The sequence below is a fragment of the Bordetella ansorpii genome (genome assembly GCF_900078705.1).
In the GTDB taxonomy this organism is placed as follows: domain Bacteria; phylum Pseudomonadota; class Gammaproteobacteria; order Burkholderiales; family Burkholderiaceae_B; genus Bordetella; species Bordetella ansorpii_A.
On sequence record NZ_FKIF01000001.1, the window covers coordinates 209,869 to 233,259 of the forward strand.

Annotated in this window: 22 protein-coding genes; 6 read left to right on the forward strand and 16 right to left on the reverse strand. The window is 68.7% G+C overall.

The window, feature by feature from the left end; all coding sequences use genetic code 11:
* Positions 1-63: 63 nt before the first annotated feature.
* From A6745_RS00760 to A6745_RS00775, 4 genes are all read right to left on the reverse strand, one after another.
* A complete protein-coding gene (locus A6745_RS00760) occupies positions 64-1,044 on the reverse strand; it encodes a Bug family tripartite tricarboxylate transporter substrate binding protein (protein ID WP_082852827.1) in 981 nt (326 codons plus the stop codon).
* Between the two features lie 164 nt (positions 1,045-1,208).
* Positions 1,209-2,753 (reverse strand): acetolactate synthase large subunit, encoded by a 1,545-nt coding sequence (locus A6745_RS00765; protein WP_066122408.1) that lies wholly within the window; start codon positions 2,751-2,753, stop codon positions 1,209-1,211.
* Between the two features lie 153 nt (positions 2,754-2,906).
* Positions 2,907-3,827, reverse strand: coding sequence for a LysR substrate-binding domain-containing protein (locus A6745_RS00770; RefSeq protein WP_066122411.1), 921 nt, complete (start codon positions 3,825-3,827; stop codon positions 2,907-2,909).
* A 100-nt stretch (positions 3,828-3,927) separates the two neighbouring features.
* On the reverse strand, positions 3,928-4,152 hold the full coding sequence (locus A6745_RS00775) for a hypothetical protein (RefSeq protein WP_156513238.1): 225 nt from the start codon (positions 4,150-4,152) through the stop codon (positions 3,928-3,930).
* A 344-nt stretch (positions 4,153-4,496) separates the two neighbouring features.
* On the opposite strand from A6745_RS00775, the gene A6745_RS00780 reads away from it, so the two are divergent.
* The 6 genes from A6745_RS00780 (at position 4,497) to A6745_RS00805 (ending at position 12,243) form a co-directional block, all read left to right on the forward strand.
* Positions 4,497-5,717 carry a CaiB/BaiF CoA transferase family protein gene (locus A6745_RS00780; protein WP_066122417.1) on the forward strand — a complete coding sequence of 407 codons (1,221 nt, stop codon included), beginning with the start codon at positions 4,497-4,499 and terminating at the stop codon, positions 5,715-5,717.
* A 22-nt stretch (positions 5,718-5,739) separates the two neighbouring features.
* A complete protein-coding gene (locus A6745_RS00785; protein WP_407922710.1) occupies positions 5,740-6,537 on the forward strand; it encodes an enoyl-CoA hydratase/isomerase family protein in 798 nt (265 codons plus the stop codon).
* A gap of 88 nt (positions 6,538-6,625) precedes the next feature.
* The gene (locus tag A6745_RS00790) at positions 6,626-7,849 is read left to right on the forward strand and encodes a CaiB/BaiF CoA transferase family protein (RefSeq protein ID WP_066122420.1); all 1,224 of its coding nucleotides are present in this window, start codon (positions 6,626-6,628) and stop codon (positions 7,847-7,849) included.
* Entirely contained in the window at positions 7,846-10,191 is a 2,346-nt protein-coding gene (locus A6745_RS00795) for an acyl-CoA dehydrogenase (protein ID WP_066122423.1), read from the forward strand. The genes A6745_RS00790 and A6745_RS00795 overlap by 4 nt, the downstream gene beginning before the upstream one ends.
* A gap of 35 nt (positions 10,192-10,226) precedes the next feature.
* A complete protein-coding gene (locus A6745_RS00800; protein ID WP_066122426.1) occupies positions 10,227-11,198 on the forward strand; it encodes a Bug family tripartite tricarboxylate transporter substrate binding protein in 972 nt (323 codons plus the stop codon).
* 82 nt (positions 11,199-11,280) lie between these two features.
* On the forward strand, positions 11,281-12,243 hold the full coding sequence (locus tag A6745_RS00805; protein ID WP_066122429.1) for a LysR family transcriptional regulator: 963 nt from the start codon (positions 11,281-11,283) through the stop codon (positions 12,241-12,243).
* Between the two features lie 13 nt (positions 12,244-12,256).
* On the opposite strand, the gene A6745_RS00810 is transcribed toward A6745_RS00805, so the two are convergent.
* The 12 genes from A6745_RS00810 to A6745_RS00865 all read right to left on the reverse strand — a co-directional run bounded on the left by A6745_RS00810 (position 12,257) and on the right by A6745_RS00865 (position 23,341).
* Entirely contained in the window at positions 12,257-13,162 is a 906-nt protein-coding gene (locus A6745_RS00810) for an amidohydrolase family protein (RefSeq protein WP_066122431.1), read from the reverse strand.
* Positions 13,159-13,773 carry a carboxymuconolactone decarboxylase family protein gene (locus A6745_RS00815; protein ID WP_066122434.1) on the reverse strand — a complete coding sequence of 205 codons (615 nt, stop codon included), beginning with the start codon at positions 13,771-13,773 and terminating at the stop codon, positions 13,159-13,161. Before A6745_RS00815 ends, A6745_RS00810 begins: the two co-directional genes overlap by 4 nt.
* A 20-nt stretch (positions 13,774-13,793) precedes the next feature.
* Complete coding sequence (locus A6745_RS00820) at positions 13,794-14,411, reverse strand: glutathione S-transferase N-terminal domain-containing protein (RefSeq protein ID WP_066122437.1); 618 nt, start codon at positions 14,409-14,411, stop codon at positions 13,794-13,796.
* 39 nt (positions 14,412-14,450) lie between these two features.
* On the reverse strand, positions 14,451-15,095 hold the full coding sequence (locus A6745_RS00825) for a flavin reductase family protein (protein WP_066122440.1): 645 nt from the start codon (positions 15,093-15,095) through the stop codon (positions 14,451-14,453).
* A gap of 14 nt (positions 15,096-15,109) precedes the next feature.
* Positions 15,110-16,159 (reverse strand): tripartite tricarboxylate transporter substrate binding protein, encoded by a 1,050-nt coding sequence (locus tag A6745_RS00830; protein ID WP_407922711.1) that lies wholly within the window; start codon positions 16,157-16,159, stop codon positions 15,110-15,112.
* A 127-nt stretch (positions 16,160-16,286) separates the two neighbouring features.
* Positions 16,287-17,258 (reverse strand): Bug family tripartite tricarboxylate transporter substrate binding protein, encoded by a 972-nt coding sequence (locus tag A6745_RS00835; protein ID WP_066122446.1) that lies wholly within the window; start codon positions 17,256-17,258, stop codon positions 16,287-16,289.
* A gap of 127 nt (positions 17,259-17,385) precedes the next feature.
* Positions 17,386-18,327: a BKACE family enzyme gene (locus A6745_RS00840; RefSeq protein WP_066122449.1), complete on the reverse strand. Its 942-nt coding sequence runs from the start codon at positions 18,325-18,327 to the stop codon at positions 17,386-17,388.
* A 40-nt stretch (positions 18,328-18,367) separates the two neighbouring features.
* Positions 18,368-19,072 (reverse strand): ABC transporter ATP-binding protein, encoded by a 705-nt coding sequence (locus A6745_RS00845; protein ID WP_066123654.1) that lies wholly within the window; start codon positions 19,070-19,072, stop codon positions 18,368-18,370.
* Positions 19,073-19,113: 41 nt separating this feature from the next.
* Positions 19,114-19,869, reverse strand: coding sequence for an ABC transporter ATP-binding protein (locus tag A6745_RS00850; protein ID WP_066122450.1), 756 nt, complete (start codon positions 19,867-19,869; stop codon positions 19,114-19,116).
* Positions 19,866-21,140, reverse strand: coding sequence for a branched-chain amino acid ABC transporter permease (locus A6745_RS00855; protein ID WP_066123657.1), 1,275 nt, complete (start codon positions 21,138-21,140; stop codon positions 19,866-19,868). Before A6745_RS00855 ends, A6745_RS00850 begins: the two co-directional genes overlap by 4 nt.
* A gap of 4 nt (positions 21,141-21,144) precedes the next feature.
* Positions 21,145-22,086, reverse strand: a complete 942-nt coding sequence (locus A6745_RS00860; RefSeq protein WP_066122453.1) for a branched-chain amino acid ABC transporter permease — start codon at positions 22,084-22,086, stop codon at positions 21,145-21,147.
* A 7-nt stretch (positions 22,087-22,093) separates the two neighbouring features.
* Positions 22,094-23,341, reverse strand: a complete 1,248-nt coding sequence (locus A6745_RS00865; RefSeq protein ID WP_082852828.1) for a branched-chain amino acid ABC transporter substrate-binding protein — start codon at positions 23,339-23,341, stop codon at positions 22,094-22,096.
* Between the last annotated feature and the right edge of the window lie 50 nt (positions 23,342-23,391).

Below are 23,391 nucleotides of genomic sequence, written 5' to 3' on the forward strand. Positions count from 1 at the left end.
CAGACCGCGCGGCCGCGTGCGCGCCGCCGTTCGCCCGTGGAGCGATGCCGGACGATCGAGCCCTCAGTTGACCGTGATGTTCCTCTCCTTGATCAGCGCGCTCCAGCGCTTGCGTTCGCTGGCCTCGAAGGCGCCGAGCTTTTTGCCGCTGATCGTGCCGGGCGTGGCGCCCAGCGCGGCAAACTGATCCTTCACGCCCTGCGAGGCCAGCGCCTTGTTCGCGGCGTCGATCAGCCTCTTCTGCACGTCATCCGGCGTGCCGGCGGGCGCATACAGGGCGAACCAGGCCGTCACGTCGAAGCCCTTCAGGCCAGACTCGGCCACGGTGGGCACGTCGGGCAAGGCCGCCGAACGCTGCGCCGAGGTCACGGCCAGCGCGCGCACGCGGCTGCCATCCTTCAATTGGGCCAGGGTGCTGGGCAGGTTGTCCATCAGGATGTCGATCTGGCCGCCGATCAGCGCGGGCATCGAGGCCGCCACGCCCTTGAAGGGCACATGCAGCATCTTGATGCCGGCCATCTGCTCCAGATAGGCGCCCGTCAGGTGCACGGAGGAGCCCACGCCAGGCGAACCGTACGTCATCGGGCGGTCCTTGCTGGCGCGCGCCTTGGCCAACAGATCCTGCAGGGTCTTCATCGGCGAGTCTTTGCGCACCGCGATGACGTTGGGCGTGGTGAACACCATCGCCAAGGGCGCGAAATCCTTGGCCGCGTCGAAGGGCATGTCCGGATAGATGGACTGGTTGATCGCCTGCGTGCCGACGGTGCCCATGGCGATGGTGTAGCCGTCGGCGGGCGAACGCTTCAGGATGCCCATGCCGATGTTGCCGCCGGCGCCCGCGCGGTTTTCCACCACGATGGACTGGTCCAGGTACGGCCCCATGGCCTGCGCGATGATGCGCGCGGCCAAGTCGGTGGTGCCGCCCGCGGGATACGGCACGATCAGGGTGATGGGCCGGGCGGGATATGCCTGCGCCTGGGCCGCGACGCTCGCGGCCGCCAGCGCCAGGGCCGCCAGGCCTTTCACGATCGACATTGTTTTCATGGGTGTTGTCTCCTTATGCTGCCGAGGCTGTCATGGCCCGCGCCTCTTTCCGGGCTGCCGCCAGTGCGCTGCCGCATTCGGCATGCGCAGTCGATCCGGTCCTCCTTTTCGGGCGCCTCGCCGTGTACGGTGCACGGCGCCCGCCCGGACCGCACGCGCCGCCGTCAGATCATCAATTCGATCAGGAACGGCCCCGCCCTGCCGAAGCTGCTCTTCATCAGGTCGGCGCACTGCTCCAGCGTGGTGGCGCGGGCGCCCTCCACGCCCATCGCGTTGGCCAGGCCGACCCAGCTGATGCCGGGGTTGCCCAGGTCGAGCATGCTCATGGCCGTGGCGCCGGGCGTGGCGCCCACGTTCTTGTACTCGCCGATCAGGATGTTGTACTTGCTGTTGTTCAGGATGATCGTGGTGCACGGCAGTTGCTCGCGCGCCTGCGTCCAGAGCGATTGCAGCGAGTACATGGCCGAGCCATCGGCCTGCAGGCTGATCACGCGGCGCTGCTTGCCCGCGCCGATGGCCGCGCCCGTGGCGACGGGGAGGCCGTCGCCGATGGCGCCGCCCGCCAGGTGCAGCCAATCGTTGGGAGGCGCGGCGTGCGTGAACTTGTAGAAGCCTCGGCCGAACGACACGCTCTCGTCGGACACGATGGCGTGGTCGGGCATCAGCGCCGCCAGCGTCTGCGCCAGGCCCTCGGGCGTGGGCGCGCCCGTGGCGATCCCGGGACGCGGCCCCGGATCGGGAATCTCGGCTTCCGGCGCATTCAGCGCCTTCGCCAGACCCGCCAGCGCCTGCACCGGGTCCTGGTCGGGGCGCGACAGCACGTGCAGTTGCGCGTCGGGCGCGTACTGCTCGGACGGCATGCCCGGGTAGCCGAAGAAGCCCACCGGCCCCTTGGCGTTGACCAGGATGATGTGCCTGAAGCGCTCCAGCGCCTTGATCGCCGCTTCCATCACGTAGGGCACGCGTTCGAGCTGCAGCCGGCCGCGGCCACGCGAGACGTGCGCGGTGACGTAGTCGGCCATCACGGCCGCGCCGGTGGCCCGCGCCACGCGCCACACCAGCTTCTGCGCCTCGCCGAGCACGGCATGGCCGGCCAGCAGGATCAGGGTGTCCTTGCCATGCTGGCGCAGCGTGCGCGCCGCGTTCTCGATGGCGTTGCCGTCGATGGCCGGCGGCGTCGGCACGCTGGCCGCCGCGCCCACCACGCCGCCCTCGTTCCACGAGGTGTCGGCGGGCAGGATCAGCGTGGCGATCTGGCCCGGGAATACCTGCGCGGCCGCGATGGCCTCGGCCGCGTCGCGGCCCAGGTCTTCGCTGCGCATGCTGGTGCGCACCCATTGCGACACGGTCCGCGCCATGCCGGTGGTGTCGGCGGTCAGCGGCGCGTCGAACGGACGGTGATAGGTGGCCTGGTCGCCCACGATGTTGACGATGCCGCTGCGCGCGCGGCGCGCGTTGTGCAGGTTGCCCATGCCGTTGGCCAGGCCCGGGCCGCAGTGCAGCAGCGTGCAGGCGGGCTTGCGGGCGATGCGGAAATAGCCGTCCGCCATGCCGGTGACGACGTTCTCCTGCAGGCCCAGCACGCATTTCATGCCGGGGACCTGGTCCAGCGCGGCCACGAAGTGCATCTCGCTGGTGCCGGGGTTGGCGAAACACGTGTCGACGCCGGCTGCCAGCAGCGTCTTGACCAGGCTCTTCGCGCCATTCATCAGGGGATCTCCGAATAATTTGCCCAGAACCGATCCATTTTTGGCGCGCAGCGGGCCGGCGTAAAGCAATAAATAGTTGCCATGTAATGAGTATTACTCATCAACATCGAGTCTCGCCCTGGGACAACTAGGGATAACGATGAGGACAATGCGTCACCAGGTGGGCAATTGCTGTTCCAGCGCGAATTGCCTGGCCTCGGCGCGGATCCACTGCCGGAAGCACTGCAAGGGGTACTTGTCGTGCATTTCCAGCGGATAGGACAGCTGATAGGCGTCCTCGCCCGGCAACGCCAGTGGGTGCGCCCGCACCAGGCCGTTGTCCCAGGCCGACTGGGGCACGAAGAACTCGGGCACCAGCGCCACGCCCAGGCCCGACTCGGCCGCGCGCACCACCAGCGACTGCAGTTCGAACCCCGCGCTGTGCACGGCATCGGGCCTGAACGGCACGCCCGCGGCATCGAACCACTGCCGCCACGACTCGGGCCGTGTCGTCGAGTACAGCAAGGGGAACTCGCACAGGTCCTCGGCGCGCTCGATGCGGCCGCCGATCAGGTCGTGGCGCGCGACCACGATCATGCGTTCTCCGAACAGAAGCTCCAGCTTCGCGTGCGGCCACACCGGCTTGCCATGGTGGATGGCGACGTCGAAGTGTTCTTCCTCGAACGAGAAAGGCGCGGTCCGCACCCCCATGTTGATGCGGATGTCGGGATGCGCCGCATAGAAGCGCGGCAGGCGCGGAATGAGCCACTCCTGCCCGAACGTGGGCAGCACGGCCAGCTCCAGGTTGCCGCGTCCGCTGCCGTGCGCGGCGATGGACATCGTGTCGCGCCGCAGCGCGCGCAGGGCTTCGCGCACCTGCTCGCTGTACAGGCGGCCCGAGCGGGTCAGCGTCACGCGCTGCTTGACGCGGATGAACAGCGACACGCCCAGCCCCGCTTCCAGCAGGCTGATCTGGCGCGAGACGGCGCTTTCCGTCAGGGAAAGCTCACGGGCGGCCAGGGTGAAGCTTTCGTGGCGGGCAGCGGCTTCGAACGCGCTCAGCGCGGCCATGCTCGGCGTGCGGATGCGGCGCATGATTCAGGTCACCAGGGCGAGAGGGGGCGAACCGACCGAGTTTAAGCGGTCCGCGCGAGCGCCGCCTCGATGCCGCCCACCGTTGCCACGCAGGCCCGCATCACGCAGCCAGTGCCGGTTGATCCCCGGCGGAGGGAGAAACCTCGGGATGGCGGTTTTCGAGCAATGCGCCGTCATCGCGCGCCAGCCGGGCCTGAGCCAGATAGTCCGGTAGCGATGCATACACCACGCGGCTTGCGTCGTCGTGCGAAAGGGAAAATACCGACCCGCGCAACGGCCCCGCCATGACGTAGAGATGGCGATTGCTGGTCTGCGGATCGTCCAATGCAACGCCATCCAGCACCCGGACCAGGGGATGGAATGCCCGTTGCCCCGCAGGCATCCTCGCATCCGCCTCGGCGAGCAGGCGGTTCTGTCCGGACGCGGGGTCGCCAGGCCTTGCGCCTGGATGCGCCGGAAGTGCGCGAGAAGATCGGCGGGCAGCGGACGGTCCGGGGAGCAATCGAAGCCTTGCGTCATGCGTGTCAGCCGCCGGGTGATGAACGGCCCCCAGCGTACTCCCGGATGCGTGATGCAAACCGCATAACAGCTATGCCGCCGCCGGCCCTGCCTGCTCGGCCCGGGGATTCCTAGACTGGCGTCATCGTCAGAATTCCCCGGGAGTAGGCCTTGCAGCCGCTGTTATCGAACATCAAGGTGCTGGATCTGAGCCGTGTGCTGGCCGGCCCCTGGGCCAGCCAGATCCTAGCGGACCTGGGCGCCGACGTCATCAAGGTCGAGCGTCCCGGACGCGGTGACGACACACGGTCGTGGGGGCCGCCGTTCCTGAAGGACGAGGACGGCGAGGACACCGCCGACGGCGCCTATTTCGTCGCCACCAACCGCGGCAAGCGCTCCATCACGCTGGACCTGCAGACGGCCGAGGGCCAGGAACTGGTCCGAACCCTGTGCCGCGACGCGGACGTGGTGCTGGAGAACTACAAGGTCGGCACGCTGGCCCGGCTGGGCCTGGACTATGAATCGCTGTCCGAGGTCAATCCGCGCCTGGTGTACTGCTCGGTCACGGGCTTCGGCCAGACCGGCCCGCGCGCGGCGGAACCCGCCTACGACTTCCTCATCCAGGCCATGGGCGGCCTGATGAGCGTGACGGGCGAACGCGACGACAAGCCGGGCGGCGGCCCGCAGAAGGTCGGCGTGCCCATCGTGGACCTGAGCACGGGCGTGTACGCGGCGCTGGGCATCGTGGCCGCGCTGCTGCGCCGCACGCAGACGGGGCGTGGCGAGTACGTCGACGTGGCCATGCTGGACGTGCAGGTCGGTCTCTTGGCCAACCAGGCGATGAATTTCCTGCTGGGCAACCGCGTGCCCAGGCGCACCGGCACCGCGCACCCCAATATCCAGCCGCAGCGCACCTTCGCGTGCGCGGATGGCGACATCATCATCGTGGTGGGCAACGACGCGCAGTTCGTGACGCTGTGCGACGTGATCGGCAGGCCCGAGCTGGCCCGCGACGAACGCTTCGCCACCAATGGCCGGCGTGTCAGGAACCAGGCCGAGCTGGACCCCATCCTGGACGAGATCCTGGCCAGCCAGCCGCGCGCCCATTGGCTGGCGAAGCTGAAGGACGCAGGCGTGCCGGCCGGTTCGATCAACTCGGTGGCCGAGGTGTTCGAGGACGAGCAGGTCGTGCACCGCGGCATGCTGCGCCATCTGCCGCATCCGGCGGCGGGCCTGGTGCCGCAGGTGATGACGCCGCTGCGCTTCGGCGGCGCGGACCTGCGCGTGGACCGCGCGCCCCCGCTGCTGGGCGAACACACGCACGAGGTGCTGGCCGAACTGGGCCTGAGCGATGCCCGGATCGAAGACTACCGCGCCCGAAAGATCATCTGACAACCCCAGGGGGGAGACACCCATGAGCATGCCCGAGGCCCTGACGGGCCCCTACACCGCGCTGGACGTGCGCCTGGAAGACGGCGTGGCCGTCATCCTGCTGGCCAATCCGCCCGTCAACGCGCTGTCCACCGAGATGATGAACGAGCTGTCCTGGGTGCTGGACCGCATCTCGGAGACGCCCGAGGTGCGCGCGGTGCTGCTGTCCGGGCAGGGCAAGACCTTCTGCGCGGGCGCCGACCTGAAGAACCGCGCCACGACCATCAAGGGGCCGGGCGACCTGCCGCAGCATTCGCGCCGCACCCGCGAGTGTTTCCATGCGATCCGGGAATGCAGCAAGCCGGTGGTGGGCGCCATCAACGGCGCGGCGCTGGGCGCGGGGCTGGCGATGGTGGCCTCGTGCGACATCCTGCTGGCGGCCTCGACCGCCACGGTGGGGCTGCCCGAGATCAACGTGGGCCTCTTGGGCGGCGGCCGGCATGGCATGCGCCTCTTCAGCCACTCGCGGCTGCGCCGCATGATGCTGACGGGCCTGCGGGTGGACGGCGACGAACTGTACCGCCTGGGCATCGTGGAAGCCTCGGTGCCGGCGGACCAGTTGATGGACCGGGCGATGGACCTGGCCCGCGAACTGGCCTCGAAGAGCCCGCTGGCCTCGATGCTGGCCAAGCAGACGCTCAACGCCATCGAGGAGATGAGCCTGCGCGACGGCTACCGCTACGAACAGGACATGACGGCCGCCATCGCCAGGACCGAGGACGCACAGGAGGCGCGCCGCGCCTTCCTGGAAAAGCGCGAACCCGTGTTCCAGGGCCGCTGACCGGCCTGCGCGATATCACCGCGCGCCCGCCGCGAGCCGCCGCCAGCGCGGCGCGGGCGCGATGGCAACGAGGAAGGAGACAGACGATATGGCAGGAGCGCTGCAAGGCGTGAAGGTGCTGGATCTCAGCCGCGTGTTCTCGGGCCCCTGGGCCGCGCAGATGCTGGCGGACTTCGGCGCCGAGGTCATCAAGGTGGAGCGTCCCGGCCGGGGCGACGACGTGCGCCACCAGGGCTATCCCATGCCCGGCCCGGACGGCAGGCCCGGCACCGAAACCTCGTCGTTCGTGGCGATGAACCGCGGCAAGCGTTCGCTGACCATCGACATGGCGCGTCCGCGGGGCCAGGCGCTGATCCGCCGGCTGGCGGGAAAGGCGGATATCCTGATCGAGAACTTCAAGGCGGGCGACCTGCGCCGCTACGGGCTGGATTACGACGCCCTGTCGGCGCTGCATCCACGCCTGGTGTACTGCTCGATCACCGGCTTCGGCCAGGACGGCCCCTATAGCCACCTGCCCGGCTACGATCCGATCTTCCAGTCCATGAGCGGCCTGATGAGCGTGACGGGCGTGCCCGACGGCGAGCCGGGCGCGGGCCCGGTCAAGGCGGGCTATTCGGTGTCGGACCTGACGGCGGGCTTCTACGCGGTGTGCGCCATCCTGGCCGCGCTGCGCCACCGCGACCAGGTGTCGGGCCAGGGACAGCACATCGACCTGGCGTTGCTGGATTCGCAGATCGCCGCCATGTCGCACATCGGCATGAACTACCTGGCCAGCGGCCAGCAACCCGCCCGCACCGGCTCGGCCTCGCAGATCACGGCGCCGTTCCGCGCCTTCGAGTGCGAAGACGGCCACCTGATGGTGGCGGTGGGCAACGACACGCAGTTCCGCGCCTATTGCCAGGTGATCGGCCTGCCCGGGCTGGCCGACGATGCGCGCTTCGCCACCAACCCCAGGCGCGCGGCGGCGCAGGCCGAACTGTCGGCCCTGCTGGAGCCCGCGATGAAACGGCGCAAGGTGGCCGACTGGAACCAGGCGCTGGAGCAGGCCAAGGTGCCTTGCGGCCCCATCTACACGATGGAACAGGTCTTCCAGGATCCTCAGATACGCCATCGCCAGATGCTGGGGCGCATGCCCCATCCCCGGTTGGGCGAGATGCCCTACATCCGCAATCCCATCCGTTTCTCGAACACGCCCATCGGCGTGGCAACCGCGCCCCCGATGCTGGGCGAACACACCGAGGCGGTGCTGGCGGAAGAACTGGGCCTGAGCGCCGAGGAGATCGCCGGGCTGCGTGCGGAGGGCATCGTATGAACGCGCCGCTCGCCCTGGCAGGCGACGAAACGTTGGTGGAAGAGATACGGGACAGCGCCCGCGACTTCCTGCGCCGCCGCGACCACAAGGCCCGCAAGCGCCTGGCAGCCCCCGCCGACCGCGCGGTGTGGCGGGAAATCGCCGAGATGGGCTGGCTGGGCATGAACGTGCCGGAGGCGCTGGGCGGACTGGGCCTGGGCGCGGCCGCCTTGGCCGCCGTGCTGGAGGAAGCCGGCCGCGCGCAGTTGCCGGAGCCGCTGCTGGCGGCCGCCGTGCTGCCGACCGGCGTGCTGGCGCGCCTGACGGGCCAGACGGGTGCGGCGCACCGCGCGGCGCTGCTGGAACGCATCATTGCCGGCGAATGGCTGGTGGGGCTGGCCTGGCAGGAATCGGATGGCCAGCTCGAAGCCGCCGAGCCCGCTGGCGCCTTCGGCGTCACCGCCACGCCGCGCGACGGCGCCCATGTGCTCAATGGCGAGAAGCGCCACGTCATGCCGGGCGCGGACGTGGACGGCTGGCTGGTGTCGGCGGACAGCGAATCCGGTCCCGCCCTGTTCTTCGTGCCGGCGGATGCCGCGGGCATCACGGTCGTGCCGCACGCGCGCGCCGATGGCGCGCCGGCCTGCCATCTCATGCTGGAAAACGTACAGCCACAGGCCTTGCTGGGCAATGTCCAGGCGCTGGAAGCCGTCGACGCCGCGCTGGACCTGGGCCGGCTGCTGCAATCCGCCGAGATGATCGGCGCCGCCCGCCAGGTGCTGGCCGACACGGTGGGCTATCTGAACACGCGCCAACAGTTCGGCAGGACGCTGGCCAGTTTCCAGGCCCTGCAGCATCGCCTGGTGGACGCGGCCATGCAGATCGAACTGGCCGCAAACAGCCTGCGAGCGGCCCTGCCGGAGAGCGGCGAGCCGCGCGCCCATCGCATCGCGGCCAGCCGCGTGAAGGCGCGCGCCGCGCAGGCCAGCCTGCAGGCGGCCCGGCTGGCGGTGCAATTGCACGGCGCCATCGGCTACACGGAAGAATGCGACGTCAGCCTGTATTTCGGCAGCGCGCTGCATCATGCCGCGTGGCTGGGCAACGCCACCGCGCATCGCCAACGCTACGGCGCGCTGGCGCCCGAGCCCGCGCCGCCGGACAGCCATGGCGAATCCGCCCCGGACACGGAGGATTTCGCGCACGAGGCTGGCCAGGCCGGCACCGACTGGAACGCCATGCCCGAGGAGGCGTTTCGCGCCATGCTGCGGCGCTTTTTCCAGGCGCATTACCCCGAACACCTGCGCCACGTGCCCTGGCGGCTGCACTGGGACGAGATCAAGGACTGGTACCACACCCTGTCGCGCCAGGGATGGATCGCGCCGTCCTGGCCCAGGGAACATGGCGGCATGGGGCTGTCTCCCGCGCGGCTGATCGCCTACATCGAAGAGGCCGAACGCCACGGCGTGGCCCGTGCGCCCGACCAGGGCCTGGTCATGCTCGGCCCCATTCTGTTGCGCTACGGCACGCAGGAACAGCGCGAGCGCTTCCTGCCCCGCATCCTGTCCGGCCAGGACGTCTGGGCGCAGGGCTATTCCGAACCCAACGCCGGGTCCGACCTGGCCTCGCTGCGCTGCGAAGCCCTGATCGACGGCGACGAACTGGTGGTGACCGGCCAGAAGACCTGGTCCACGCTGGCCCAGGACGCCACCCACATGTTCATGCTGGTGCGCACGGACAAGACCGTGAAGAAGCAGGCCGGCATCAGCTTCCTGCTGGTGGACCTGAACAGCCCGGGCGTCACCCGCCGCCCGATCCGCACGCTGTCGGGCCACGAGGAATTCTGCGAGGTCTTCTTCGATCAGGTGCGCGTGCCACGCGCCAATCTGGTGGGCGACCTGAACGCCGGCTGGACCATCGCCAAGGCCCTGCTGGGCTTCGAGCGCCTGTTCAGCGGCAGCCCCAAGCACGCCAACCATGCCTTGCAGCAGATCTATGCCGTGGCCCGCCAGCGCGGCCTGCTGGCCGACCCGGCCTTCCGCGACCGGCTGAACGAACTGCGCCTGGATGCCGCCGACCTGGCCGCCACCTACGAGGTGTTCGCGGACATGGCGCGGGCCGGCAAGCTGCTGCCGCCCGAGTTGTCCCTGCTGAAGATCTGGGCGACGGAAACGCATGAACGCCTGGGCGCGCTGTTGATCCAGGCGTGCGAGGAACACGGCGGCGCGGCCATGGCGCAACGCCACGGCAAGGTGTACCCCCTGGCGCCGTACGTGAATGCCCTGGCGGCCACCATCTTCAGCGGCACCAACGAAATCCAGCGCAACCTCTACGCCAAGCAGGTGCTGGGACTGCAGGACGCATAACAGGCGCGCGACGCGCCCACAACGGAGACATCATCATGAAGAAGCCCCTGAACGCACTGGCCCGCGCCATGGCCGGCGTCACGCTGGCGCTGTGCGGCACCCTGGCCGCCGCCGCGTGGCCCGACCAGCCCATCCGCATGATCGTGCCCTACCCGCCCGGGGGGTCGGTCGACGGTCTGGCGCGGTTGCTGGCGCCCACCCTGGGACAGAAGCTGGGCACCACCATCGTGGTCGAGAACAAGGCCGGCGCCTCGGGCACCATCGGCGTGGACGCCACCGTGCGCGCCACGCCCGACGGCAGCACCTTCGGCTTCGGCGTGCCCGGCGCCATCTCGGGCCTGCCGCACGTGATGAAGACGCCGTACGACGTCTCGAAGATCCAGTACGTCTCGCTGGTGGCGCGCATTCCGATGGTGTTCATGGTGAACCCCTCGATGCCCGAGACCACGCTGAAAGGCTTCATCGAGGCCGCCCGCAAGGAGCCGGGCAAGTACAACTATGGTTCGGCAGGCAACGTCACGACCCCGCACCTGGCGGCCGAACTGCTCAGGCAGGAAACGAAGATCGACATCATGCACGTGCCCTACAAGGGCGCGTCGCCGGCCGTCACGGCCCTGCTGGCCAACGAGGTGCAGATGTTCCCGGGCGATGCGTCGGCGGTGATGGGTTTCCTGAAGGCCGGCAAGCTGCGCGCCCTGGCCGTGGGCAGCGCCACGCGTTTCGAGGGCCTGCCCGACGTGCCCACCACGAAGGAGCTGGGCTATCCCAGCGTGATGGTCGAATCGAACTACGGCGTCATCGCCCCCACCGGCACGCCACCGCAGATCGTCGAACGCATGGCCCGCGCCATCGCCGAGTCGCTGCGGGACCCCGACCTGCGCCGCAAGATGATCGACCAGGGCGCCGTGCCGCAGGCCAGCACGCCCGACGAATACCGGACGCTGATGGAAGCGGAATCGAGGAAATGGGGCGAGGTGATCCGCAAGGGCAAACTGGGCCTGCAGTAGCGGTGCGCGCCGGCCCGCGCGCGGCCTGCCGTATAGTGTGTTCGCCCCTTCTCGGGCCTGTAGACGCCAAGCCATCGCCACCATGCCATCCGCCAAAGCCGCGGGTCCCAGCCTGGACCTGACCGCAGACCTGCACAAATGGCGCGCCTTCGTCGCCATCGCCGAACTGGGCAGCATCACCCGGGCGGCCCTGCACCTGGACCAGGACCAGTCGGTCCTGAGCCGGCGCATCAACGCGCTGGAGCGCGAGTGCAACGCACGCCTGTTCAACCGCACCGGGCGCGGCGTGCATCTTTCGGAAGTGGGCGAACGCCTGTTCCCCCTGGTGCGCACCTTGCTCGAGAACGCCGAACGCCTGGAGCTGGAAGTCAACGGCCAGGCGCGTGAACCCGCTGGCGAAGTCACGCTGGGGCTGCTGCCCTCGACCTCGCATCCGCTGATACGCCGCCTGTTCTCGCGGCTGCGGCAGCAGTTTCCCAAGGTGCACCTGAAGATCCTGGAAGGTTCCAGCGGCCAGATCGAGGAATGGCTGACCGACAGCCGCGTCGACATCGCCATCCTGTACCGCTATGGCGAGAAATCCCCGCCCGGCGAAACCGCGCTGGCCTACGTGGATTCCTATCTGGTGGGCGCGGCCGGCGATGCGCGCACGCAATCCGGCCACATCGATTTCGAGGCCCTGGACGGCCTGCCCTTCATCCTGCCGGGCGCGCCGAACGGATTGCGCAACGCGCTGGACGGCCTGGCGCGGGCGCGCAAGATCACCATCGCCCCCCTGATCGAGGCCGATTCGCTGCCCTTGATGAAATCCATCGTCGAGCACGAGAAGATGTACACGGTGCTGCCACTGCACGCGGTATGGCAGGAGGTGCAGGAAGGCCGCCTGAGCATCGCCATGCTGCGCAACCCCGCCATGGGCCGCGTGATATCGATGGCGTATGCCCGGGCGAAGGGGCCTGGCCGCACGGTGACGGAAGTCGCCAGCCAGATCGAAGCCCTGGCCCGCGAGATCGGCGGCGAAGGCGTCTGGCACGTCGGCCCCTGACGCGCCGCCGTTCTCAGAACCCGTACAGGCGCTCCGGATTGTCCACCCACACTTTGTGGCGCAACGCATCGTCGCCCAGCCACTCCCACGCCATGTCCACCAGCGCATCGGCCGCGGGCGCCTTGTCGCCCATGCGCACGAACGGCCAATCGGACCCCCACAGCACCTGGTCGGGGTTGGCCTGCGTGAAAGCGTCGTGCAGATAGCGGGCATCCGCGTAATCCGGCGCCTTGCCCACGCGGCAGACCGTCAGCTTCATCCAGATCCCGCCGTCGGCCAGCAGGCCGCGCAGCAGTTGGAATACCGCGTCGTCCGGCCCGCGCGACGGGACCAGGCTGCCGAGGTGATCGATGACCAGCGCAATGCCCAACCGCGCCAGGCCGGGCAGATGGCGCAGGTACACGTCGCACGGCGCCCACAGCTGGGCATGCAGGCCGTGCGCCTTCAACCGAGGCGCCAGCACGGGCAACTGATCGAAGCCCACGCTGCCGGGAAACAGCCTGCCCGCCGGATCGCGCGCCTCGACGAAGCGCAGCGCGCGCACGCCGCCCTCGTACAAGGCGGCCAGTTGGGCATCGCTGACGCCGGGATCGGCGGCCGCCACCCCGCGCAGACGGCCCTGCCCCTGCGCCAGCGCGTCCAGCAACGCGGACGGATCGGTGCCGTAGGGCGCAGGCTGTATCAGCACGCCGCGCTGCGCGCCCAGTGTGTCCAGCATGCGCCGGTGCCGCGCCGCCGGCGCATCGGGTGCGGCATAGCTGGACGGATGCTGCAGCGGAAACCGGTCGTAGGGGCCGAAAACATGGCAATGGCCATCGCAAGCGTTCGGCGGCAGCACATGGCGCGGGCGATCCGGCATGCGCGGCGTCTCGGTGTGCGCGGGCACATAGGGCGTGGGCTGCGTCGCGTCCGTGGTCATGCCTGCTCCTTGCCCGGCAGCGGCGCCAGGCGGCTCAACGCGGGGATGCCGTGTTCGACGGGCACGTCCAGCGGCTCGGGCGCGCCATCCGGCATCGGAATCTCATGCGCGTTCAGCGTCATGGAGACCAGCGTGTAGTAGCCGATGACGGCGGTCAGCTCCACCACTCCCACGGCGCCCCACAGCGACACCGCGCGCTGGTACCAACCCGGCGCCACCTGGCCGGTCTCCTGCATCTGCCGTGCGTACTCGTAGGCGACCTCATCGGCCTCGGTCTCGAACGAGGGCGCGCGGCGCGCCTGGATGTCCCGCAGCACGGCGGCCGGGATGCCGGCATCGGCGGCCGCCTGCGCGTGGATGTGCCACTCGATCTGGCTGTTCCAGCGGCGCGCGGTGACCACGATGGCCAGCTCGCTGACGCGCGGCGGCAGGCTCGTGCCGAAACGCAGCAAGGCGCCGAAGGCCTGCCAGCGCTCGGCCAGCTCGGGATTGTGCAGGGCCGCGCGCAGCGGCCCCACCAGCCGGCCGCGCGGGCCGGACACGATGCGCTCGTACACCTGGCGCTGCGCGTCGTTCATGTCCTGCGGGTCGGGCAAGGGAATACGGCTCATCGAAAATCCTTGAAATGGGGTCAGGCGGCGGCGTCGTCGGGCTGGCTGCGCGCCACCGACGGACGCTCGCAGAAACCGCGATGCCAGCCGGCCAGCGCCGCGCGTCCGTCACGCCACGGCAGGTCGGGAAAACGGTAATCCAGATAAGACAGCGCGCAGCCGATGGCGATCAGGCCCAGGTCCAGGCGCGCGGCCTGCAAACCGGGGGCCTCCTTCTCGAGCGCGTCCAGCACCGACGACGTCTTCAATGCGAACGACGCCAGCCAGGAAGGCGTCTGGCGTTCGGCGGGCTTGTTGCGCTCCTGCCGGTACAGCAGCAGCGCATCCATCAGGCCGTCGCCCAGCGCCTGGCGGCGCTCGGCCGTCAGGCGCGCGCGCGGTTCGGACGGCATCAGGCCGGCGTTGGCCAGCTCGTTCAGGTAGGCGCAGATCACGGCGGAGTCATAGACCGCCGTGCCATCGTCCAGCACCAGGGTGGGCAGCTTGATCAGCGGGTTGTCCGGAATCAGGTCGAGATTGGGCTTGTCCATGGCGACCGGCGTGCGCACCAGCGTGACGCGGTCTTCGATGCCGGCTTCGTACAGCACGATCATCACCTTGCGTACGAAGGGCGAGCGGGGGGACCAATGCAACTTCATGATGTCTCCAGTGTGTTCTTCGGTGCCGGCGCGAGCGGATCAATGCCCCTGCGCGGGACGCACCAGCGGGTCGTTGGCCGCATCGGGCGCGCGCATCTGGAACAGATCGGTGGTGCGGGCGTACCAGCCCGCCCCCTGCATGCGGCCCAGCAGATGCAGGCTGGGCGTATCCACATGGAATCTGCCGGTGCCCGCCAGAGCCGAATCGCGCAGATACATCGCCACCACGCGCGCCAGCACGATCACGCGCCGGGGCGCGGCCTCGATCACCTGCCAGGTCCGGCACTCCAGGGCCGCGGGGCTCGCCGCGATGCGTGGCGGCGATACCTTCAGCGACGGCGCGGTTTGCAGGCCCGCGCGGGCCAGTTCGTCCACGCCGGCCTCGTAGTCCAGGCTGGTGTGGTTCATGTGCTCGGCCAGTTCGGCGGACACTGCATTGACCACGAACTCGCCGCTGTCCAGGATATTGCGCGAGGTGTCCTTCAACTGGCCGCCGCGCGGACCGATGCCCAGCGCGATGATGGGCGGGTCGCTGCTGACCACGTTGAAGAACGAGAACGGCGCGGCGTTCAACTGCCCCTGTGCCGACTGGCTGACCACCCACGCGATGGGGCGGGGCACCACCACGCTGGCCAGCAGCTTGAACGCATCCGCGGACGCCAGTTCGCTGAAATCGAAGTTCATGCGTATGCCTCCGCCTATTTGGCCAGCAGACCGAGGCGGCCCAGCAGCGCCCGCATGTCGGCGCGGTCCTTTCTCACGTATGCCTGGGCCTCCGAGGGGGACAATCCCATCAGTTCGATCGCCTGGTCCTGCATGGCGCGGCGGTACCGCGGATCCTGGTTGACCTGGCGCACGGCATCGCTGAGCCTGCTCACGATGGCGTCCGGCGTACCCGCCGGCGCGGCCAGGCTGTACCAGGTCGCTGACTGCGCGCCGGACACGCCGGCCTCGTCCAGCGTGGGCACGTCGGGCAGCAGCGGCGAACGCGCCGGCGCCGCATAGCCCAGCGCCACCAGCCGCCCCTGGCGGATGAATGGCAGGCTGGCCGACAGGTTCAGCATGACCATGTCCAGTTGTCCGCCGACGACATCGTTGATGGCTTGCGAGGCGCCGGGATAGGGAATGTGGTTGAGCTTGACGCCCGCGGCCTGCTGGAACAGCTCGGCCCCCAGGTGCGTCGCGCCGCCCACGCCGGCCGAGCCATAGCTGAGCCTGCCCGGTTCGGCCTTCGCGCGCTTGACCAGGTCGGCCACGCTCTTCACGCCCAGCGCGGGATTGACCGCCAGCATGATGGGCTGCACCGCCACGACCGAGCAGAAGGCGAAGCCATCCACGCCGTCGTACGGCGTCTTCTGCATCAGCGGCGTCACCACGTGGCCGGCGGAAGTGCCCAGCAGCAGCGTGTAGCCATCGGGCTTGGCGCGGGCCACGTAGCCGGTGCCGATGGAAGCGCCGCCGCCCGCCTTGTTCTCCACGATCACGGTCTGGCCCAGCCGTTGCTCCAGGCCCCGGGCCAGGCTGCGGGCCAGCAGATCGGCCGGGCCGCCTGCCGCGTAGGGATTGACCAGGGTGATCGGCCTGGTGGGATAGGCGGCCTCGGCCGCCGTGGCTGCGCAAGGCGCGCCTGCGGTGACGGCGGCCCCTGACACCAGAAACGCCGATAGCCAGGCGGATGCTCGCCCGAACCGCCATGGCGTCATCGTTCCACCCTTTCCTGCCGCGCGCGGCACGCACACCTTGCTCATGCTGTCTCCGATCCTGTGATGGCTTTTATGAGCAGCATCGTAGGCGGCATGCCCGCCCGGCGCCATGCCGGGGCTGGCATAGCAGCTATGCACGGCGCCGCCGCATTCGCGGAGCGAGACCTTGGGATCAGTCTGCCTTGGCGCCCGACTCGCGGATCACCTTGGCCCACTTCTCGCCGTCCACCCGGATGCGCTCGGAGAACGCTTGCGGCGTGCTGTAGGTGGTCTGGATGCCGTAGGAAGCCATGCGCTGCACCATGTCGGGCGCGGTCATCACGCCGCGCAGTTCCTGGTTCAGCCGGTCGATGATGGGTTGCGGCGTATGCGCGGGCGCCAGCACGCCTGACCACAGGCTGACTTCATAGCTCTCGAATCCTGGCGTCTCCGAGATCGAGGGCACCTGCGGCAGCACCGGCAGGCGCTCGCGGCGCGTCACCCCCAGCGCCTTGATCTTGCCTTCCTTGACCTGTTCGATGAAGTTCGACGAAGTGTCGATCATCATCGAGATGCGCCCGGCCAGGAAATCGTTGATGGCGCCCGAGGTGCCCTTGTAAGGGATGTGCCGGATGTCGACCTGGGCGGTCGACTTGAACATCTCGCCCGCCAGATGGCTCGTGGTGCCGTTGCCCGAGGAACTGAAGGTCAGTTCTCCGGGATGCTGCTTCGCATAGGCCGCCAGTTCGGCCACCGAATTCACCGGCAATGCCTTGCTGACCACCAGCAGGTTCGAGGTCAGGTTGGTCATCGCGATGGGCGCGAAGCTCGACTGCGGGTCGTAGCGCAGCTTGGGATACAGCGACGGATTGATCGTCAGCACGCCCATGGTGGAGTACAGCAGCGTGTAGCCGTCGGGCGCGGCATTGGCAACGGCCTCCGCGCCGATCGATCCACCGGCGCCGCCGCGGTTTTCGACGACCACGGACTGGCCCAGCTTCTCGCCCAGGCCCTGCGCCAGCGCCCGGGCCATCAGGTCCGTGGCGCCGCCCGCGGGAAAGGGCACGATCAGGCGAATGGGATGGTCGGGATAGCCGGCCGCCGATACGGCCCCGGATGCGCCCAGGCAAAGCCCCAGAACGGCGATCGCGCGCGCGAGTGTCATGTCGTCTCCTGTCTTGTAAGTGATTTTCGACAGTCGGCATGGTAGTAGGCCGCACGCCCCGACGGCAGGCGCCAGGCGGCATAGCAGTTATGCAGGGGTGGACGCCGGAGAGGGGATGCCCCGCGCGTCAGAATCCCACGGCCTGCCGCCCTTTCAGGCCCAGCATGGCGCGCGCTTCGTCCGGCGTGGCGATCTCCAGCGACAGCGCCTCCAGGATCAGGCGGATGCGGGACACCTGCTCGGCGCAGGACCGGGCCAATTGCCCCTTGGACAGATACAGGCTGTCCTCGAGTCCAACCCGGACGTTGCCGCCCAGGATCGCGCCCATCGTCACCAGCGGCATCTGGTGGCGGCCGGCGCCCAGCACCGAGAAGCGGTAGCCGTCGCGCCCGAACAGGCGGTCGGCGGTCGTCTTCATGGAGACCAGGTTCTCGGGGTCCGGCCCCATGCCGCCCAGGATGCCGAAGATGCTCTGGATGAACAGTGGCCCCCGCACCAGTCCCTCGTCGACGAAATGCGCCAGGTTATACAGGTGGCCCATGTCGTAGCACTCGAACTCGAAGCGCGTGCCGCACTCCTCGCCCAGCACCTTCAGGATGTGGCGGATGTCGCGGAAGGTATTGCGGAAGATCAGGTCTTCCATGCCTTCCACGTAGGGCTGCTCCCAGTCGTGCTGCCACTGTCCGATGCGCCTTGCGGCGGGGTGAATCGAGAAGTTCATCGAGCCCATGTTCAGCGAGCACATCTCCGGCTTGGCCTGCAGCGGATAGGCCAGACGCTCTTGCAGCGTCATGCGCGTGCTGCCGCCCGTGGTGATGTTGATCACCGCATCGGTGGCATCGCGGATGCGTGGAATGAACTGGTCGAAGACGGCCGGATCGGCCGTGGGGCGGCCGTCCCGCGGATCGCGCGCATGCAGGTGCAGGATGGCCGCGCCCGCTTGCGCGGCCTCGATGGCCTGCTCGGCGATCTGCCCGGGCGTCAGGGGCAGGTACGGAGACATGGTCGGCGTATGGACCGAGCCTGTGACCGCGCACGAGATGATGACTTTTTCCTGTTTGCTCTTCATGTGAGTATCGATTGCCTGGGTTGAGGCCGGCGGGCGCCGGCTACACGGCCAGCCATTGGGAGACGAGCGACGGGTTTTCACCCAAGTCCCGCGGGCTGCCTTCGAAGACGATGCGGCCATGGCCCATTACGCAGACGCGCGTGGCGACCTTCAGCGCGATGGTCAGCTTCTGCTCGACCAGCAACACGGACACCCCCTTGCGGTGCATGTCCTGGATGCATTCCCCGACCTGTGCCACGATCATTGGCGCCAGGCCCTCCGTGGGCTCGTCGATCAGCATCACCAGCGGGTTGCCCAGCAGCGAGCGGCAGATGGTCAGCATCTGCTGTTCGCCACCGGACATGCTGCCGGCCTTGGTATTGCGCCGCTCCTTCAGGCGCGGGAAGTAGTCGAACATCTGCTCGACCGTCCAGCGATGCGCACCGGCCACGGGCGGCTGCTGGCCCATGTGCAGGTTCTCGTCTACCGTCAGGTTCGCAAAGACTTCGCGTTCTTCGGGCACGTACGCCACGCCGGCGCGGCAGATCGTGTAGGGCCGTTCCCCCGCCAGGTCGCGGCCAAGCAGGCGCACGCGGCCGGACGTGGGTGCGACCAGGCCCATGATGGCCTTCATGGCGGTGGAACGCCCCGAGCCGTTGCGGCCCAGCAGGCTCACCACCTCGTCGCGCGCCACATGCAGGTCCACGCCATGCAGCACATGGCTCTTGCCGTAATGCGCGTGCAGGTTCTCCACGCCCAGCAGCATGGCATCGTTCGGGTTCACTGATACACCTCCGTGCGGGGCGCTCATGCCTGCCCCTCGCCGCCCAGATAGGCCTCGCGCACGGCGGCATTGGCGCGGATCTCGTCGGGCGTGCCCGTGGCCACCACCTGGCCATACACCAGCACGCTGATGCGGTCGCTCAGCGCGAACACCACGTCCATGTCGTGCTCCACGATCATCAGCGTGCGGCCGGCGGCGGCCTTGCGGATCAGCTCGGCCGTGTACGCCGTCTCTTCGTGCGACATGCCCGCCATGGGTTCGTCCAGCAGGATCAGCCGCGGATTGGAAGCCAGCGTCATGGCGATCTCCAGCGAGCGCTGCTCGGAATACGCCATCTCGCCGGCGATGGCGGACGCCCTTGCCCCCAGCCGCACGTCCTCCAGCAGCCGCAGCGATTCGTCGCGGACGCGGGCGTCGCCGTCGACGAACTTCCAGAACGTGTACTGCAGCCCGTGCGCGCGCATCACTGCAAGGCGGACGTTCTCGAACGTGGTCAGGCGCGGGAAGATGTTGGTGATCTGGAACGACCGCGCCACGCCGCACCGGTTGATCGCGCGCGGCGGACGGCCCGCGATCTCGCGGCCCTCGAACCGGATCGATCCGGACGTCGGCGCCAGTTGGCCGGACATCAGGTGGAACAGCGTGGACTTGCCCGCGCCGTTGGGTCCGATCAGCGCATGGCGCTCGCCCTCGCGCACCTCCAGGTCCACTCCACGGATGATCTCGGTGGGGCCGAAGGACTTGCGCAGGCCCTGCAGGCTGAGTACGGCCGCCATCATGCGATCTCCTTGGCGGCGTGCCCGCCGCGCGGGGCCGAGGACACAGACGTCTCGCATGCCGCCATCCCCCTGCGGCAGCCCCAGGCCAGCAGTGCGCCGGCCGCCAGCAGCAGGGCAGGCACGGCCCAGGTGGCCACGGCCCCGGCCTGCCACGCATGTCCCAGCAGTTCCACGGGCGGCCACGGCGCGGCCGGATCGAGCCGCAGCATCGACCGGTATTCCTGCGAGAACAGGCGCTGCAGCATTTCCACGACGAACACCGTGCCCGCGGCCAGCGCCGCCGCCGCCCCCGCCGCCATCAGAAACACCGGCAGCATGCGGGCCGCGCCGTGCCGTTCGCACAGCCGGCTCGCCAGGCCCGGCAGGCCGCTCAGGCCGGCGGGCATGAACATCATCACCAGCACGAACACGATGCCCTGATACAACAGCCAGGATCGCGTCAGGTCGGACGCCGCGTAGCCGAAGAACGTCATCAGCGCCGCGCCCAGCGCGGGCCCCAGGAAGACCTGCACGCCGCCGATGTAGGTATTGAGCACCGCCGCGGCCGACAGCGCCGGGTCGAACACCACGTAATTGGCCGACTCGTTGGAGATCGCCTGCAGGCTGCCGGCGATGCCGCTGAACATGGCCGACAGCGCGAAAACCAGCGTGGCGATGCCGTGGACGTGATAGCCCAGGAAGCGCAGCCTGTGGCTGTTTTCACGCAGGCCCAGCGTCAGCCGGCCCAGCGGGGTGCGGGTGTACAGATACAGCAGCGCCATCGACAGCAGCACCCAGGCCAGCGTCAGGTAGTACACCTGCGTGATGGAACCGAAGTCCAGGCCCAGGGAGGGCATGCGCATGGTGGACATGCCCGCTTCGCCGCCGAATATGCCCTTCAGGTGCGGCGCCAGCGAGTGCACCAGTTCGGCGATCGCCAGCGTGATCATGGCGAAGTACGTGCCGCTGCGCTGCGTGGCGAACCAGCCGGCGATGCCGCCGAAGGCCAGGCCCGCCACCGCGCCCGCCAGCGGCATCAGCGGCGTGGGCAGCAGCCCCGCGCCGCCGATGGCGTTCATGGCATGCACCGTGGCGAAGGCGCCGACGCCGAAGTACGCGGCATGGCCGAACGACAGCATGCCCGCCTGTCCGCACAGCAGGTTGTAGGCGCTGGCGAACAGCGCGGCGATCAGCATCTGGATGGCCGCGTTCAACAGGCCTGCGGACAACAGGAAAGGCAACGCCGCCAGCAGGGCGATGCCCGCCAGGCAAAGAATCAAGGGTCTCTTCATCATGTCAGGCCTTCTCGCCCATCAGCCCGCCGGGCCGCACCAGCAGGACCAGCAGCATCAGCGCGAACGGCAGGGTGGCCGCCAGGCTGGACAGTTTCAGCGTCATCAGTCCGCCCAGGTCCCGCGCCCAGTCGCCCGCGCCGGCCAACGCCAGCAGATCGGCCAGGCTCGTGTCCAGCGTCACCGCCAGCGAGGTGATCACGCCGATCAGCAACGAAGCCAGCATGGCGCCCGGCAGCGAACCCAGGCCGCCCACGACCACCACGACGAACACCATCACGCCGAGTTCCAGCGCCATATTGGGATTGGTGGTGTAGAAGGCGCCGGCCACGGCGCCCGCCAGGCCCGCCAGCATCGCGCCCGCGCCGAATACCCCCATGAACACCAGCGGCACGTTGTGTCCCAGCGCCTCGGCCATATGCGGCTTGTGGATCGCCGAGCGCACCACGATGCCGACCCGCGTGCGCGTCAGCAGCAGGTAGATGGCCACGAACATCGCGATGGCGATGGCGCCCATCAGCAACCGATACACCGGATACTGCGTGGCGCCGATGCTGAACGCAGAGAAATCCAGGAAGGATGGAATCCGGTAGTCGACGGGATAATTGCCGAAGAACAGCTTGACCAGCTCGGCGATGATGAATGACAGGCCGAACGTCACCAGCAACTCGTGCGCATGCCCATGCCGGTGCACGCGCCGCAGGAAGTAGCGCTCGACCGCCACGCCGATCGCCCCCACCAGCAGCGGCGCCGCCACCAGCGAGAGCCAGAAGCCCAGTACGTCCTGCAGCATGTAGGCGAAATACGCGCCCAGCATGTAGAACGACGCATGCGCGAAATTGAGCACGCCCATCATGCCGAAGATCAACGTCAGGCCGGCCGACACCATGAACAGCACCAGTCCGTAGATGGCGCCATTCATCAGCGAGAACAGGATCTGGTCCATGGCGCGGTCAGCCCGGACGCTTCATCTGGCAACTGGCCTGCGGCGGCGTGGCGGCCTGCTGCGCCGACAGCCGCAGCGTCGACTTGAAGCCCATGTCCGTGCCGTCGACCTTCAACGTGGCATCGCGGGACACGACCGACACCACCATGGGCATCTGCGCCTGGTGGTCCTCGGCGCGCATGCTCATCTCGCCCATGGGCGTCTGGATGCGGGCCGACTCCAGCGCCTTGGCGAAATCGTTCACCACCAGCTTGCCGTCCTTGGCCTTGGTGCGCTTGAGCGCATCGGCCACCATCATCATGCCGTAGACCGTCTGCGGCTCGATGAACACTGGCGCCGCGCCCGTCTTGGCCCGGTAGTCGGCCACGAACCGCGCGGCGTCCTCGCCGCCCGCATCGGCGTTGAAGGTGTGCACCACGAAGTTGCCGAGGGCCAGTTCGCCCGCGTTGGCCAGGTTGCCGGGCTGATCCAGATAGACCGTGCCGTAGCGCGCCTTCAGCCCCGCCGCCTTGGACGCCTTCATCAGCAGCAGCAGATCGTTGGACCAGTTGCCGGTCAGCACGGTATCCGCGCCGGAAGCGGCGATGCGCGACACGTAGGGCGCGAAATCCTGGATCTTGTTGACGTCGTGCAAGGTCTTGGCCACCACTGTATAACCACCCGCCTGGGCGTTCGCGACGATGGCGCGCTCCATGTCCTGGCCCCAGGAATAATTCTGATTGATGGCATAGACCTTGCCGCCCAGCGCGCCCGCCTGCTTCATGCCTTGCACCAGCGCCCGGGTGCGCACCTCGGCGTTGCTGGCGAAGCGGAAGTGATAGAAGCTGCACTTCTCGCCCGTCAGCTCCAGCGCTTCCGCGCCCATATTGATATAGACCATCTCCTTGCCCGGATTGCGCAGATTGTGCTTGCGCACGTCTTCGGTGATCTGGCCGCCAATCGCCGAGGACGCCCCCTGCACGATCAGGTGCACACCGTCGGCCGCCGCGGCGCGCAGCTTGTCCGCCGCGCCCGACGGCCCGCCCTGGTTGTCGTATTCCAGCAGTTGGACCGGCTCGCCGTTCCAGCCGCCGGCCGCGTTGATCTGGTCCACCACGTAGCGCACCGCCGTCCGGTAGGCCTGCCCCGACGAGGCCTGCGGACCCGACAGGGTCTCCACCAAGCCGATCTTGACGGGGTCGGCCGCCGCCGGCAGCGTCCACAGCGCAGCCAGGGCGCAAGCGCCCGCCAGGGTGCAAAGGTCGAACTTCTTCATTGTCTGTCTCCGGTTTTTTTCGAATGGAATGGGCGGCGTCAGGCCCGCCC